This window comes from Streptomyces davaonensis JCM 4913, from assembly GCF_000349325.1.
GTDB lineage: Bacteria > Actinomycetota > Actinomycetes > Streptomycetales > Streptomycetaceae > Streptomyces > Streptomyces davaonensis.
Genome location: NC_020504.1, coordinates 5722719 through 5736874, shown reverse-complemented (window position 1 = coordinate 5736874; position 14156 = coordinate 5722719). Strand labels below are relative to the sequence as shown.

Genomic DNA, 14156 nt, shown 5'->3' with positions numbered 1-14156 from the left:
TCACTCCCCCGACATGGAGTCGGACACGGAATCGGACACCGGCACGGAACGGGCGAATCCACCGTCGACCATCAGATTCGCCACCGTCTCCAACTCCGGTGGCGAACCCGCGAGACGGGAGAGGAAGACGTCGAAGTCGTCACCGCACGGCAGCAGCAGCCGCTGCACGCGGTCCGCCGGCGCCCAGGACGGATCGACGTCCCGCGCGTCGTCGTACGCGCAGAACCACACCGACCCGATCCGCTCGCCCTTCACCTTCACGGCCAGCAGGCCGCCCTGGACGAAGCCGACGCCCAGATAGTCCTTGGTCAGATGGTCCCGCAGGCACTTGTTGACGTAGACCAGGTCATTGACCGCCGCCTCGTCCCGCACCGTGAAGAACGGCTGGTCGATCAGGAGCCCCAGCTCCGCGTCGAGCGCGGTGCCCACCGGCGCGCAGCCGCCCGCGGCCTTCAGGAAGGAGCGGTAGGCGCCCGGCAGCCGGTACCCGAGTTCCTCCTCGACGCCCAGCACCTGCGACTCGCTCACCGCCACCCCGGACTTGGGCAGCCCGATGTGCGCGGGACGCGTCTCCTGAAGCGGCCGCGTGCCCCGCCTGTTGTGGTCCACGGCTGCCGTCGCGATCCCGCCGTGATGCCGCAGCAGCGCCTTGACCTCGACGGGGACCAGCTGAAGCCGCCGAGTTCCCACGACGTGATGCCAGGTCCAGCCGTGCGGTGTCGCCACCGGCGGGATGGTGTCCCACAGTTCGTGCCCGGTGGCCGCGAGTGCCGCGTTCGCCGACACGTAGTCCGTCAGGCGCAGTTCGTCGACGCCGAAACCCTCCGGCGGCTCCGCGATCTCCGCGGCCGCGCGCGCGTACGCCGAGAAGTCGGGGTAGCCGTGCTCGTCCACCCGTACCCCCCTCGGGTGACGGGCGGCTCTGACCGGGTCCGGGAAGTGCACGACCTGTCCGGCGTAGGCCGCGTTCGGCGGCACGGCTCGCTGCCCGAGCCGACCTGTCGTCATGGCGGTTGCCCCCTGCGGCGTTCTGGTACGGCACGCGATGACCCTCCTCGGCCATTACGCCCCGTATCGACTTCTCTCCACGCGTCAACCGCATGGATCGCGGTGCCGACAGCCTATGCGGTACGACGACACGGGTCACCGGGCACCGGTCAGGGCCCCTCCGCTTCCGTGACCAGCCGTCACCCTGCCGTGACAGCCTGCCCAAACCCGGGCGTGTCGCACCGCCCCAGCTTCCGCACCAGCCACGCCATTTGGCACTCTGTGTCGTCCGGGGGGATGCTCGGGAGGGGATGACGATCATGAATGCGACGCAGACAGGACCACACGGGGGCCCGAAATCCGGCACCTCCGTGAGCCAGGCGTCCGGCGACCCCCGGATCGGCTGGAGCGCCACCGAGGCCCCGCACGCGCCCACTCTGCGCCACCGTCGTGACGGCATACTCCCCACCGTCGCCGCCGCCCTCTCGGTCCGCGGCGCCACCCTCACCGGCACCGCCGCCCGCGGCGACCAGCCGCCCGCGCTGCACCCGCTCGTCCAGGACTTCCTGGACACGCTGACCAGCGCCCAGCGCGACCGGTTCACCGGCCGCTGCGCCGAGGCGATCCTGATCTCCCGGCACATCGCCAACGTAGACGCCACCCGCAGCAAACGTGCCGCCCGCAAACCGATGACCAACGGCGAAGCGCGCAAGGCACTCCGGCAGGCCAAGCTCACCGCCCGCCGCATCCGCGAGGACGGTGACCCGCTGCACGGCGGCTTCGCCGCCCCCTGCCGCGCCTGCGCCGCCCTCAGCGCGCACTTCGGCGTCCGTGTCGTCGACCCCGCGAACGCCGACGACTGACGACCGACGCCATTCCCGACACCCGCACGATCGAGGGCAGATGCAACCGGACCGCACCTCCACGACCCGCTTCCCCGTGCCCGTCGACGCCGCCCTGCGCGCCGCCGGCTGGCAGCCCGGGCGCTGGGACATCAAGCAGGCCGAGATCTGGGCCGACGTCCTGCGCGAGCACGCCTCCCCGGCCGGGCACCGGCACACCGTCTTCCCCGCCGCGGTGGAGGCGTGGGCCGAGTTCGGCGGACTGCACATCACCCCGCCAGGACCCGGCCGCCAGGTCGCCCCGGCGCGGGTGCACGTCGACCCGCTGCACGGACTGCACATGGCCCGCACCCTCGGCGACCTCGGCCGCGCCCTGGACACCGAGGTCTGCCCGCTCGGCGCCGAGACCGACACCCAGGCCCTGCTCGCCATCGACACCGAGGGCCGGGTCTACACCCTCGACCACACCGGGGACTGGTACCTCGGCGCCGACATCGACATGGCCCTGACCACGCTGGTGGCGGGCACGGAACCGGTACGGCTCACGGCGCCCTGAGCGCCGTAGAAGCCGCACTCCGTAGAACCGGGCCTCACGCCGCCGGAATCACCGCGGACACCCGGAACCCCCCGGCATCCGTCGGCCCCGACACGAACACCCCGCCCAGCGCGGAGACGCGCTCCTTCATCCCCACCAGGCCGTTGCCGCCCGAGGGCAGCCGCGCCGAGGACGCCGCCTCCGGCGGGGGCTCGTTCTCCACCTGCATCGCGATCTCCGACACCCGGTGCGCGAGCCGTACGTACGTCTTCGCGCCCGCCGCGTGCTTGTGGACGTTGGTCAGCGCCTCCTGCACCACGCGGTACGCCGTCTGCTCCACCTCGGGCGCGTAGTCCCGCACGTCCCCCTCGACCGAGAGGTCGACCACCATCCCCGCCGCCGCGGACTGGCCGATCAGCTCGTCCAGTTCGGACAGACACGGCCCCTCGGCCTCCTCCGCGGCCCGCGAGGCCGCCGCCGCTGCCGCAGCGCCCACCGCCGCCAGCGGCACCGCCGGACGCCGCTCGGCCACACCGTCCCCGGCGCGCAGCACACCGAGCATCTCCCGCAGCTCGGTCAGCGCCTGCCGGCCCATGTCACCGACCAGGGCGGCGTTCTTGACCGCCTTCTCCGGGTCCTTGCGCGCGACCGCCTGGAGCGCGGCGGCGTGGACGACCATCAGGCTCACCCGGTGCGCCACGACGTCGTGCATCTCCCGCGCGATCCGGGTCCGCTCCTCGCCGCGCGCCCACTCGGCCCGCTCCTCGGCGCGCTCCGCGAGCAGCTGGAGCTCCCGCTCCAGGCTGTCCGCCCGTTCCCTGAGCGACTCCATCAGACGGCGCCGGGCGCCCACGTACAGCCCGAGCAGCAGCGGAGGGGCGGTCATCCCGAGCGAGGTGGTGATCGCGCCGAACGGCACGAACCAGTCCCCGAATTGGAGATCGCCCTGGTCCACGCCCTGCCGCAGCCATACGAACGTCACGATCAACATGCCGACCTGGGACATCCCGGCCAGCGCGGCGATGATCCGGCGGGGTGCCTCCGAGGCGGCCAGGGTGTACAGGCCGACGATGATCATCAGGAAGCCCATCTGGGCCGGCATGACGGCGATGGAGACGAGGACGACGGCGATGGGCCACCGCCGCCGCACCACCAGGACCGAACCGGCCAGCACCCCGAACAGCACGCCCAGGGCCCGCGGTATCCCCGCGTCCGCGGCAAAGCTGAACCCTTTCGCCCCGCACTCCAGCGCGGACACCGCGGCCAGACCTATGTCCAGCACGGCACTGCGCCACCTCGCCCACCACCACGGCCCGGCATGGGCCCCGGCGTGGTCTTCCCCCGTCGTGGTCATGCCTCCAGCCTACGGGCGTGGGCCACCGCTTTTCCGGCGAGTTTCGCCGACTGGCCTACACCACGCCGTTCAGCCCCGGAACCGAATATTCCGGGCGGTGCGGCACGGTGGGCGCCGAGTTGAACCGTCGCACGGAAGGGGCCCGGTACGGCATAGTGGGAGGCCACCGCTCGACGACCGGTTCAAATGTCCGGCTTAGTCGAGATTTTCCCCCGTGGTGTAATTGGCAGCACTGTGGCTTTTGGTGCCATCTGTCCGGGTTCGAGTCCTGGCGGGGGAGCCTTTCACGTTTCGGGCCTCGACTGGGCACACCTCAGTCGGGGCCCGCTCTCATATCCCTCACGAAACGCCCCGGTATCCTGCGGATGTCCACCCCTCACCATCCCAAAAGCCGAAGGGCAACCCCGTGAGCGCCATTCGCCCGGCAGCCGTCGTCGTTCTCGCAGCGGGTGAGGGCACCCGTATGAAGTCGACCACACCCAAGGTTCTGCACGAGATCTGCGGACGCAGCCTCGTGGGTCATGTGCTCGCCGCCGCGCGTGAGTTGCGGCCCGAGCAGCTCGTCGTGGTCGTCGGACACGCCCGCGAGAAGGTCACCGCGCATCTCGCCGAGGTCGACACCGAGGTGCGTACGGCCGTGCAGGCGGAGCAGAACGGCACCGGGCACGCCGTCCGGATGGGCCTCGAGGAGCTCGGCGGTTCGGTCGACGGCACCGTCATCGTCGTCTGCGGTGACACCCCGCTGCTCACCGGCGCCACCCTCCAGGCCCTCGCCGCCACCCACTCCGCGGACGGCAACGCCGTCACCGTGCTGACCGCCGAGGTGCCGGACGCCACCGGCTACGGCCGGATCGTGCGGGACGCGGCCTCCGGCGCCGTGACCGCGATCGTGGAGCACAAGGACGCCGACGAGACGCAGCGGGCGATCCGGGAGATCAACTCCGGGGTGTTCGCCTTCGACGGCGCGCTGCTGTCCGACGCCCTGAAGAAGGTGCGTACCGACAACAGCCAGGGCGAGGAGTACCTGACCGACGTCCTCGGGATCCTGCGCGAGGCGGGGCACCGGGTCGGCGCCTCGGTGGCGGGCGACCACCGCGAGATCGCGGGCATCAACAACCGGGTGCAGCTGGCCGAGGCGCGGCGGATCCTCAACGACCGGCTGCTGACCGACGCGATGCTGGCCGGTGTGACGGTGGTGGACCCGGCGACCACCTGGATCGATGTCACGGTGACCTTCGAGCGGGACGCCGTGGTGCAGCCGGGGACACAGCTCCTGGGCGCCACGCACCTCGGCGAGGGCGCGGAGGTGGGCCCGAACTCCCGGCTGACCGACACCCGGGTGGGTGCGGGCGCGCGGGTCGACAACACGGTGGCGGACCGGGCCGACGTGGGCGCCGAGGCGACCGTGGGGCCGTTCGCCTATCTGCGGCCGGGCACCCGGCTGGGGGCGAAGGGCAAGATCGGGACGTACGTCGAGACGAAGAACGCGTCCATCGGCGAGGGGACGAAGGTTCCGCATCTGTCCTATGTCGGGGACGCGACGATCGGTGAGTACACGAACATCGGCGCGGCCAGCGTCTTCGTGAACTACGACGGACAGGACAAACACCACACCACCGTCGGGTCGCACTGCCGGACGGGTTCGGACAACATGTTTGTGGCTCCTGTCACGGTCGGGGACGGCGCGTACACCGCCGCCGGGTCCGTGATCACCAAGGATGTTCCGCCCGGTTCGCTGGCCGTGGCCCGTGGTCAGCAGCGGAATATCGAGGGCTGGGTGGCCCGTAAGCGTCCGGGGAGCGCCGCGGCGAAGGCCGCCGAGGCGGCGTCCCGGGAGCCGGAAGGCGAAAGCTGACTGGAAACAGGCGCGTCTGCGACGGCGTACCGTGATAAGTGCACATCCGCACCTAACCAGCTGAGACGGCCGCTCGTGCCAGCCGGGACGGGCTGGTGCGGCCCCTCTCGCATCCAGCTGAGACACCTCTGAGGAGACAGTGCTGTGACCGGGATCAAGACGACCGGCGAGAAGAAGATGATGTTCTTCTCCGGCCGCGCCCACCCCGAGCTTGCCGAGGAGGTCGCCCACCAGCTGGGTGTCGGGGTCGTCCCGACGAAGGCCTTCGACTTCGCCAACGGCGAGATCTATGTCCGCTATCAGGAGTCGGCGCGCGGTGCGGACTGCTTCGTGATCCAGAGCCACACGGCTCCGATCAACCAGTGGATCATGGAGCAGCTGATCATGATCGACGCCCTGAAGCGCGCGTCGGCCCGTTCCATCACGGTCATCGTGCCGTTCTACGGTTACGCCCGGCAGGACAAGAAGCACCGTGGGCGTGAACCGATCTCGGCGCGTCTGATCGCGGACCTGATGAAGACGGCCGGTGCCGACCGCATCCTCACGGTCGATCTGCACACCGACCAGATCCAGGGCTTCTTCGACGGCCCGGTGGACCACCTGTTCGCGCTGCCGCTGCTGGCGGACTACGTGGGCCGCAAGGTGGACCGCGAGAAGCTGACCGTGGTCTCCCCGGACGCCGGCCGGGTGCGGGTCGCCGACCGCTGGTGCGACCGGCTCGGCGCGCCGCTGGCGATCGTGCACAAGCGGCGCGACAAGGACGTGGCGAACCAGGTGACCGTCCACGAGGTCGTGGGCGAGGTCAAGGGCCGGGTGTGCGTGCTGGTCGACGACATGATCGACACCGGTGGCACGATCTGCGCCGCGGCGGACGCGCTGTTCGCGCACGGCGCGGAGGACGTCATCGTGACGGCGACGCACGGTGTGCTCTCCGGCCCGGCCGCCGACCGGCTGAAGAACTCCCGGGTCAGCGAGTTTGTCTTCACCAACACCCTGCCGACGCCGGGTGAGCTGGCGGACGACCTCGACAAGCTCACGGTGCTGTCGATCGCCCCGACGATCGCGAGCGCGGTGCGTGAGGTGTTCGAGGACGGTTCGGTGACGAGCCTGTTCGACGAGCAGTGAGCCGCTGATCGACAAGCGGCAAGGCGCTTGATCGATTTCTGTACGGCCTCTCCTGCCGAGTAGACTTCCCGAGTTGCTCGGCGAGGGAGGCCGTACGCCTTTGTGTACGGCGGTCCGTTATCGACGCGCTCTTCGTAGCAGGCCGATCGTGGCCGGGTGACCGTGTCCGTCTCTCACCCATACGAGGAGTGATCAATATGTCCGAGGTGAAGCTCACCGCCGAGACCCGCACCGAGTTCGGCAAGGGTGCCGCCCGTCGCGTCCGCCGCGAGAACAAGGTTCCCGGTGTCCTCTACGGCCACGGCTCGGACCCGGTGCACCTGACCCTTCCGGGCCACGAGCTGCTGCTCGCGCTGCGTACGCCGAACGTCCTGATCTCCCTGGACATCGACGGCAAGACCAACGAGCTGGCGATCCCGAAGTCCGTGCAGCGTGACCCGATCAAGGGCTTCCTGGAGCACGTCGACCTGCTGCTCGTGAAGCGCGGCGAGAAGGTCACCGTCGAGATCCCGGTCCACGCCGAGGGCGAGCTGGCCGCCGGTGGCAACCTGCTGGAGCACGTGCTCAACGCGCTTCCGGTCGAGGCCGAGGCCACGCACATCCCCGAGGCCGTCACCGTGTCCGTCGAGGGCCTGGAGGCCGGCGCCTCCGTCCTCGCCAAGGACATCAAGCTCCCCAACGGTGTGACCCTGGCCGTCGACGAGGACGCGGTCGTCCTCCAGGTCCTGGCCGCGCAGGCCGAGGAGGCCCCGGAGGGCGAGGCCGCCGAGGGCGAAGAGGCCGCGGAGGCCTGAGCCTGATCCCTGTGGGCGGACGCCCGCAGCGGTAGCCGTATCGACCCAGCCGCCGCTTCCTGCCCGGAAGCGGCGGCTGTGGCATATCAAGGAGATATGGACGTGACTTCCGATCCGAGCGCACCCTGGCTGATCGTCGGCCTCGGCAATCCCGGACCCGAGTACGCCATGAACCGGCACAACGTCGGGTTCATGGTGGTGGATCTGCTGGCCGAGCGGATCGGGGGGAGGTTCAAGCGGGCCGGGAAAGCGCAGGCCCAGGTCGTGGAGGGGCGGATCGGGCCGCCCGGGCCGATGAACCGGCGGGTGATCCTGGCGAAGCCGATGTCGTTCATGAACCTGTCGGGCGGGCCGGTGAACGCGCTCAAGGACTTCTACAAGGTGCCGGTGGCGAACATCGTCGCCATCCACGACGAGCTGGACATCGACCACGGCACGCTGCGGCTGAAGCTCGGCGGCGGCGACAACGGGCACAACGGTCTGAAGTCGATGACGAAGGCGATGGGCTCGGACTATCACCGGGTGCGGTTCGGGATCGGCCGTCCGCCGGGGCGGATGCAGGTCGCCGACTTCGTGCTGAAGGACTTCTCCGGTGCCGAGCGCAAGGAGCTGGACTACTTCGTGGACCGGGCGGCGGACGCGGTGGAGTGCCTGGTCATCGAGGGGTTGGAGCGGGCTCAGGGGACGTACAACTCGTAGCCTCCGCGGGGTCCCCCGTGAAGGCCGCGATCAGCCGTTCGGGGTCGGCGGTGTCAGGGTTCGCGGCGGCCCAGGCGAGAGGGTACCCGTGCAGGGTGTCGCGGTGGTCCGCGGCCGGGGTGTAGTCGGCGAGGCGGGAGATCACGCGCCAGGCGGGCGCGCTGGTGCCGTGTCCGGCGAGCCAGCCGAGGGCCTGGGCGACGATGCCGTCGTCGGGTGCCCCGGCCTGTTCTCTGCGCAGCAGCAGAGGCGCCAGGACGTAGGCGGCGTTCTCGGTGTCGCCGTATTTTTTCAGCCAGTTCCGGGCGTGGGTGAGCGTGGGCTGCTCGGCATCCTTCGGCAGGTTCTCGAACTGGAGCAGATGGCACAGCACGAATCCGGCCTCCGGGATGCGGTGGTGGCGGTCGAGCCAGTTCACCGCCCGTACGACGATCCGCGGATCGGGGTCCTCGGCGCCGCGCAGCCGTCGTACGGCGGCCTGGAGGAGACGGGCGTCGGCGGGGTTGGTGAGGCCGGGGGTGAGCACCCGCCGGACCTGGCGGAGCAGCCGCTGCTCGGTCTCGGCGGGCAGCGGCGGCAGCCGGTGCAGATAGTGCAGGGCGCTGTCCTCGCCGATCTCCTCGCGTGAGCGGTCGCGGTAGAGGCGCAGCGCGATGTCGGCGGCGCGCTGGGCCTGTGCGGTGGTGAGGCGGGCGCCGAAGCGGAACAGGACGCGGACGAGGACCTGGCGCCGGTATCCGGCGGGGTCGGCGGCGTCCTCGGTGTCGGCGTCCGCGTCCTCGGGAAGGCGTACGGCGGGTTCGTCCTCGGCGGAGTCGCCGGTGTCCTCCGGCGCCGCGGGCCGCGGACTGTGGGCCTCCGGGTCCTCCAGCCAGTCGAGGATGTGGTCGATGGTGGTGTGCATGACCTGGCCGGCGTCGAGGGTGTCGGTGGCCACGTCCCAGTAGAAGAGCATCTTGCGGAGCACGGCGAACGCCTGCGGGGTGTGGCCGTGGGTCCGCAGCCAGTCCAGGGCGAGGCCGGCGCCGGTCTTCCTGGTGTCGGCGGGTATGTCGGCGGGCTGGGCGAGCAGCAGATAGGGGCCGAGGACCAGGGCGGCCTCGACTCCGCTGCCGTAGGCGGTGAGCCAGGCGGTGGCGCGGGCCAGCGCGGCGTTCTTCGTCTCCACGGGCAGCGGTCCGGCGGCGCGCAGCAGGCCGCCGATGATGTGGCGGTCGCTCTCCTCGGGGGCTTCGGGCAGCCGGTCGAGGGCCACGGCGGTGACGCGTGCGGTCTGTTCCCCGGTCAGGGCGTGGGTGCGGAAGAAGACGGCTTTCAGGAGCCGGTCGTCGGCGGCGCCGACGCCGAAGGAGTCCAGCCAGTCGACGGCCGGTTCGAGGGTTCTGCGGATGATGGTGGGCTCGTCGTGCTCCCGGGTGGCCAGGCCCTGCCATTCGAGGAGGTTGCGTATGACGAAGTCGGCGCCGGGCACGGTGGGATGGAGGTCCGTCCAGGTCAGGGCCCGGTCGACGGCCTGGGCGAGCTGGTCGGCGTCGGCGCTCGCGCGCTGTCTGCGCAGCACCTGGAGGAGCGGCTGGAGGACGAAGGAGGCCGGCGGGGTGGTGCCGTTGCGGGCGAGCCACTTCAGGGCGTGATCGATGGCGCGCCGCTCCACGGTCACCGGCTGGCCGCGGCGGCTGAGGACGTCGTGCAGGACGAAGCAGGCCTTCTCCTTGCGGCCGTGCACGACGAGCCAGTCCAGGGCGTACCGGCCGAGGTGCTCGGCGAGGCCGGGCCGGACGTCGGGGTCTCGGCGGCGCAGGGTGGCGGAGATCAGGAAGGTGGCGCGTTCGCGACCGCGGTAGAGGGCGAGCCAGTCGCGGGCGGCGGTGTGCAGGAGGTTGCTGTCGTCCTCGTCGGTGCGGGCCGTGCGCATCAGGGCGGTGATGAGCCGCTCGGTGTCGGGCTGGCCGCGCAGCTGGTGGGCGAGGGCGATGGTGGTGCGGGTGGCCTGCTCGATGACGGCGGGGCCGGGCGCGGGGTCGCCGTCGCGCTGGGAGGTGAGCAGCGCGAGCAGGGCGTACCGCGCCTCGCGGGCGCCGCCGTGGGCTTCGAGCCAGGTGAGGGTGAAGGCGTCGAGATGGGCGCGCCGCTCGGCGGCGGGGTCGTCGAGGGCACCGGAGTTGTTGGGGCTGCCGGGAACTCCGGGGGCGCCGGGGCCGCGAGAAACACCAGAGCCGCCGGGGCCGCCAGGGCTGCCGGGAACACCGGAGCTGCCAGGACCCCCGGGGCCGCCAGGAACACCAAAGCCGCCGGAATCACCGGAGCCGCCGATGCCGCCCAGGTCGCCGGAGGCGTCGGTGCGGCGCAGGGCGCTGATGAGCTGGAGGGCGTCGAGGTCGGTCGCGGTGTGCTCGTCGAGCCAGGCGCGGGCGCGGTCGAGGAGGACGGGCGGGACGGGCCGGGGGCTGTTGCGGATCGCGTCGGTCAGCAGCACGCGGACCAGCCCCGGCTGGGTGGTCCGGTCGATCCAGGGCCCGGCGAGGTCGTCCCAGGTGTCGATGACGGCCTGCTGCCAGGGCGTGGCGGAGCTCATCGCGACGAGGGTGCGCATGCCCTGTTCGGGGGTGGACAGCAGCAGCGCGAGGACGTCGGCGGCCTGTCGGGTGAGCCACTTGGACAGGGTGGCGGCGAGCTTCTTGCGTACGGGTTCGCTCTGGTCGTGTGCCCAGCGGCTGAGGTGTCCGACGGCCCGGCGGAAGGTGGTGAGGTCGCCGAGCAGGGCGTCCAGGAAGGCGCGCAGGACGGGGGTGTCGACGGTGACGGCCTGCGGCAGAAAGCTCTGTTCGAGCAGCTGGTCGGTGACGATGTCGTGGATGGTGTCGACGGTGTCGGGTCCGTCGGTGGTGGTGACCAGCCAGCCGAGCGCCTCCAGGTTGTCGACGATGCTCTCGCCGGTGTGGTGGGTACCGGGCTGGTGCTCCAAGAAGCGGTCGACGGCGTCCTCGACTGCGGTGCGCCGCTGCACGCAGGCGAGGGTGGCGAGCGCGCTGGCCCGGACCAGGACGGGGTCGGGCTCCCCGCGTTTGGCGCCGTCGGCGGAGGCGATGTCCCGGCGGGTACGCCGGTTGAGCCAGTCGACCAGGTCGGCCGGTGGCGGTACGGCGGGCCGGTCGCCGTCCTGCTGGTCGGGACTCTGGTCGAGGGTGCTCTCGAAGGCGATGGCCAGCAGCAGCGCGAGGATGGGCCGGGTGCCGCAGATCCGGGCCATGTCCTCGGCGCCCCACGCGTGGAAGGCGTTCGGGGCGACCTCCTCGAAGATGCGGGCGGCGACGGTCCGCAGATGGGCCTCGGCCTGTTCGAGCTCGACCTCCTCGAACAGCGTGCGCGAGCCGCGTTCGCGCACCTCGGCCAGGGCGCCGGGGCGGACAGAGGCGAGGCAGGCGATCCGGGCGCCCTCGGCCCGCTCGGCGTGCAGCAGGTCGGCGAGGTCGCGCAGATCGAGGCTGTACTGGTCGAGATAGTCCAGCACCAGCAGCACCCGCTGGTCCTGACGGTCCTTCAACTCCTCCTGGATCTCCTCGAACAGCACCCGCGCGGAGAGCGCGCCCGCCTCGTGGATGTGCAGCACCTGCCAGCCGCTGCGCTCGGCGAGGGCGGCGATCTCCAGGCAGGTACGGGTCTTCCCGGCACCGGCGAGACCGGTGAGGAGCAGCCCGCAGCCGGGGGCGCCGAAGCGGCCGCGGCCGGGGTCGTCGAGCCGGGCGAGGAGGTTCTCGGGGCGGGCCGGGTGGGCGGGGTCCTCGGGGGCGACGTAGGGCAGGGCGTCGTTGGTGAGGTAGGTGCCGCGGTTGCCGAGGCGGCGCAGGACCTCGTCGGTGGTCAGCAGCCAGGAGGGGCGGGTACGGGGGCGGTAGCCGGCGTAGTGCAGGGGCTCGGCGTCCCAGGTGCGGGCGTCGATCGAGGGGATCTGGAGTACGTCGGCGTCGGCGGCCATCCGGCCGCGGACCTGCTCGATCAGCGGCCGTGGGTCGGGCGGCCAGGGCCCCTGCGCCGCGGCGAGTTCGGCTAGCAGGGCGCGGGTGAAGGCGCCGCCGCGTTCGTCGCCGTAGGAGAGATCGCCGTCCTGGGTGGCGTGCAGGAGGAGGAGGCGGCTGGTGGTCCGGGTCGGCGGGCCGGTGCCGATGTGGCTCCAGCCGAAGGCGTCCAGTGTCTCCACGTGGTTGCGGCAGGCGTCGATGCTGACGACCTTGTGCCGGATGCGCTGGTAACGCGGGTTGTACAGCAGGGCGTTCTGGAGGTTGGCGGTGTCGAGCGCGGCCTCCTCGTACGGTCTGGCGTCGGCGTGGACGAGGAGGTGGCGGGCGGTGCCGGAGGTGATGGCGCCGTGGCCGCTCCAGGCGAGCCAGAGCAGATCGGCGTCCCACTCGGGCAGTTCGTCCCGGATGATCCGGCGGACGGTGTCGTGGTCGGCGCCGAGCAGCGGGATGCCGAGGGCGCTGGCGGTGGCGGCGGTTCGGTCGCGGGCGCTGTCGAGCGGGGAGACACAGAGCCGGATGTTCTCGGCGGGGACGCCGTTCTCGCGCAGCCAGCGGGCGTGGCCGAGGGCGTCCTGGGCGGAGCCCGCGAGGTCGTGGAAGGGGTCGCCGCCGTAGCTCTCGGCGCCGACGAGGATCGCCCGGGTCCGCTCGGGGGTGATCCCCGACAGCTCCGCGCTCATGCGCCCGCCCGCAGGATGCCGGCCAGCCGCCGCTGGAAGTCCGGGCGGGCGAAGTAGGCGCTGTGGGCGGCCGGGAAGGGCTCCTTGGTGTTGATCTCGACGTCCTCGACCCGGCGCGGGAAGACGGGGGCCGCGGGGAAGCCGAGCAGGTCGCGCCGGTCGTAGAAGTTGGTCCAGGCGGGGAAGTGCTCGGGCAGCGGTTTGCCGGGGTCGAGGCAGGGCAGGGCGCCGATCTCGTGCAGATGGGCGGCCTGGGAGCCGACGGTGACGAGGTGGTCGACGCCGCTGAACTCCCCCTCGATCAAGACGTCGACGGCGGCGATCCCGCCGAGGCTGTGCCCGAGCAGGACGACGGGGCCGTCGACCCGCGCGAGCCGGTCCTTGATGAAGCCGCGCAACTGGTGGCCGCGGGCCAGGTACTTGAGGACGTCGCCCAGCCTGGGGTGGACGCCGGTCATGATCTCGGCGCGGTTCTTCTGGACGCGGCCGAGCACCCCGAACCGCTGGGCGGTCCACCAGGAGGCGCGCAGCAGGGCGCGGTCGACGGCCCCGCGCGGCACGCCGCCGAGGGCGGTGGTCAGGGCACGGACGGCGTCGTCGCGCTGCTCGGCGCTCCACAGCACGGGGTTGCCGCGCCGCTGGGCGCCGCCGAGGAGATGGGCGACGACGGCGGTGGCGAGGGCGGCGGGGAGTTCTCCCGGACCTAACCCGCGGGTGACGGCCTCCTGTCCCTCGGCGCTGTCGAGAACGGCGGTGACGGAGGCGGCGAACTCCTCGCGCACGCGCGGGTCGGCGAGCAGGGCGGCGAGGGACTCGGGCGGTTCGACGGCGAGGGCACGCGCGCGCCGGGCGACCTGGGGGCCGGTGCGGTCGGCGACCCGGCCGCGGAAGGCGCCCTCCTCGGGGCGGCGCAGCGCGGAGAGCGGGTCCTCGTAGAGCAGTCCCCAGGCGAGGGCGCCGCGGTCGTCTTCGGGGAGGTCCTTCAGGGGCACGGATTCCGTGTCGGCCTGGGCGGGTTCGGCGCCGGGCAGCGCGCCGGCGCCCACACCTTCCGGCACGCCGAAGCCGTCGCCCCAGTAGCACTCCTCGACCCGCGCGCCGGGGGCGTGCACGGCCATGGTGTCGCGCAGGAGCGTCAGCATCCCGACGTAGGCGGACCGGCGCACACCCGTGCCGTGGACGAACAGCAGAGTGCTCATCGGTCTCCCCCGTCTCACGGCACCGCGGTGCCGGTCACCATCCGTTCATTTTAAGAAAGTCGGCAGG

Annotated in this window: 10 protein-coding genes and 1 tRNA gene; 7 read left to right on the top strand and 4 right to left on the bottom strand. The window is 71.9% G+C overall.

Annotated features, from left to right (window positions below):
* Positions 1-1008: an SMI1/KNR4 family protein gene (locus BN159_RS25480; RefSeq protein WP_015659877.1), complete on the bottom strand. Its 1008-nt coding sequence runs from the start codon at positions 1006-1008 to the stop codon at positions 1-3.
* Positions 1009-1298: 290 nt separating this feature from the next.
* Between BN159_RS25480 and BN159_RS25475 the strand changes: the two genes are divergently transcribed.
* Both BN159_RS25475 and BN159_RS25470 read left to right on the top strand, forming a co-directional pair.
* Complete coding sequence (locus tag BN159_RS25475; protein ID WP_041819834.1) at positions 1299-1850, top strand: YwqJ-related putative deaminase; 552 nt, start codon at positions 1299-1301, stop codon at positions 1848-1850.
* Between the two features lie 40 nt (positions 1851-1890).
* Complete coding sequence (locus BN159_RS25470; protein WP_015659875.1) at positions 1891-2385, top strand: SUKH-3 domain-containing protein; 495 nt, start codon at positions 1891-1893, stop codon at positions 2383-2385.
* A gap of 34 nt (positions 2386-2419) precedes the next feature.
* Here the strand turns inward: BN159_RS25470 and BN159_RS25465 are convergent, their stop codons facing one another.
* Positions 2420-3718, bottom strand: a complete 1299-nt coding sequence (locus BN159_RS25465; protein WP_015659874.1) for a sensor histidine kinase — start codon at positions 3716-3718, stop codon at positions 2420-2422.
* A 208-nt stretch (positions 3719-3926) separates the two neighbouring features.
* Between BN159_RS25465 and BN159_RS25460 the strand changes: the two genes are divergently transcribed.
* From BN159_RS25460 to pth, 5 genes are all read left to right on the top strand, one after another.
* Positions 3927-3998, top strand: a tRNA-Gln gene (locus BN159_RS25460).
* Positions 3999-4124: 126 nt separating this feature from the next.
* Positions 4125-5573, top strand: a complete 1449-nt coding sequence (glmU, locus tag BN159_RS25455; RefSeq protein WP_078598875.1) for a bifunctional UDP-N-acetylglucosamine diphosphorylase/glucosamine-1-phosphate N-acetyltransferase GlmU — start codon at positions 4125-4127, stop codon at positions 5571-5573.
* Positions 5574-5717: 144 nt separating this feature from the next.
* Positions 5718-6698: a ribose-phosphate diphosphokinase gene (locus BN159_RS25450; protein ID WP_015659872.1), complete on the top strand. Its 981-nt coding sequence runs from the start codon at positions 5718-5720 to the stop codon at positions 6696-6698.
* A 197-nt stretch (positions 6699-6895) separates the two neighbouring features.
* Entirely contained in the window at positions 6896-7492 is a 597-nt protein-coding gene (locus BN159_RS25445) for a 50S ribosomal protein L25/general stress protein Ctc (RefSeq protein ID WP_015659871.1), read from the top strand.
* A gap of 96 nt (positions 7493-7588) precedes the next feature.
* Complete coding sequence (gene pth, locus BN159_RS25440; protein WP_041819832.1) at positions 7589-8191, top strand: aminoacyl-tRNA hydrolase; 603 nt, start codon at positions 7589-7591, stop codon at positions 8189-8191.
* Here pth and BN159_RS46440 read toward each other — a convergent pair.
* Together BN159_RS46440 and BN159_RS25430 are read right to left on the bottom strand one after the other, a co-directional pair.
* On the bottom strand, positions 8148-12890 hold the full coding sequence (locus BN159_RS46440) for a caspase family protein (RefSeq protein ID WP_015659869.1): 4743 nt from the start codon (positions 12888-12890) through the stop codon (positions 8148-8150). The two genes, pth and BN159_RS46440, sit on opposite strands and share 44 nt — an antisense overlap.
* Entirely contained in the window at positions 12887-14089 is a 1203-nt protein-coding gene (locus BN159_RS25430) for a lipase family protein (protein WP_015659868.1), read from the bottom strand. The genes BN159_RS46440 and BN159_RS25430 overlap by 4 nt, the downstream gene beginning before the upstream one ends.
* Between the last annotated feature and the right edge of the window lie 67 nt (positions 14090-14156).

What these genes read in the sequence shown, in the direction of transcription:
- BN159_RS25480 (WP_015659877.1), bottom strand. Translation starts at nt 1,008, where the DNA reads ATGACGACAGGTCGGCTCGGGCAGCGAGCCGTGCCGCCGAACGCGGCC.
- BN159_RS25475 (WP_041819834.1), top strand. Translation starts at nt 1,299, where the DNA reads ATGACGATCATGAATGCGACGCAGACAGGACCACACGGGGGCCCGAAA.
- BN159_RS25470 (WP_015659875.1), top strand. Translation starts at nt 1,891, where the DNA reads ATGCAACCGGACCGCACCTCCACGACCCGCTTCCCCGTGCCCGTCGAC.
- BN159_RS25465 (WP_015659874.1), bottom strand. Translation starts at nt 3,718, where the DNA reads ATGACCACGACGGGGGAAGACCACGCCGGGGCCCATGCCGGGCCGTGG.
- BN159_RS25445 (WP_015659871.1), top strand. Translation starts at nt 6,896, where the DNA reads ATGTCCGAGGTGAAGCTCACCGCCGAGACCCGCACCGAGTTCGGCAAG.
- pth (WP_041819832.1), top strand. Translation starts at nt 7,589, where the DNA reads ATGGACGTGACTTCCGATCCGAGCGCACCCTGGCTGATCGTCGGCCTC.
- BN159_RS46440 (WP_015659869.1), bottom strand. Translation starts at nt 12,890, where the DNA reads ATGAGCGCGGAGCTGTCGGGGATCACCCCCGAGCGGACCCGGGCGATC.
- BN159_RS25430 (WP_015659868.1), bottom strand. Translation starts at nt 14,089, where the DNA reads ATGAGCACTCTGCTGTTCGTCCACGGCACGGGTGTGCGCCGGTCCGCC.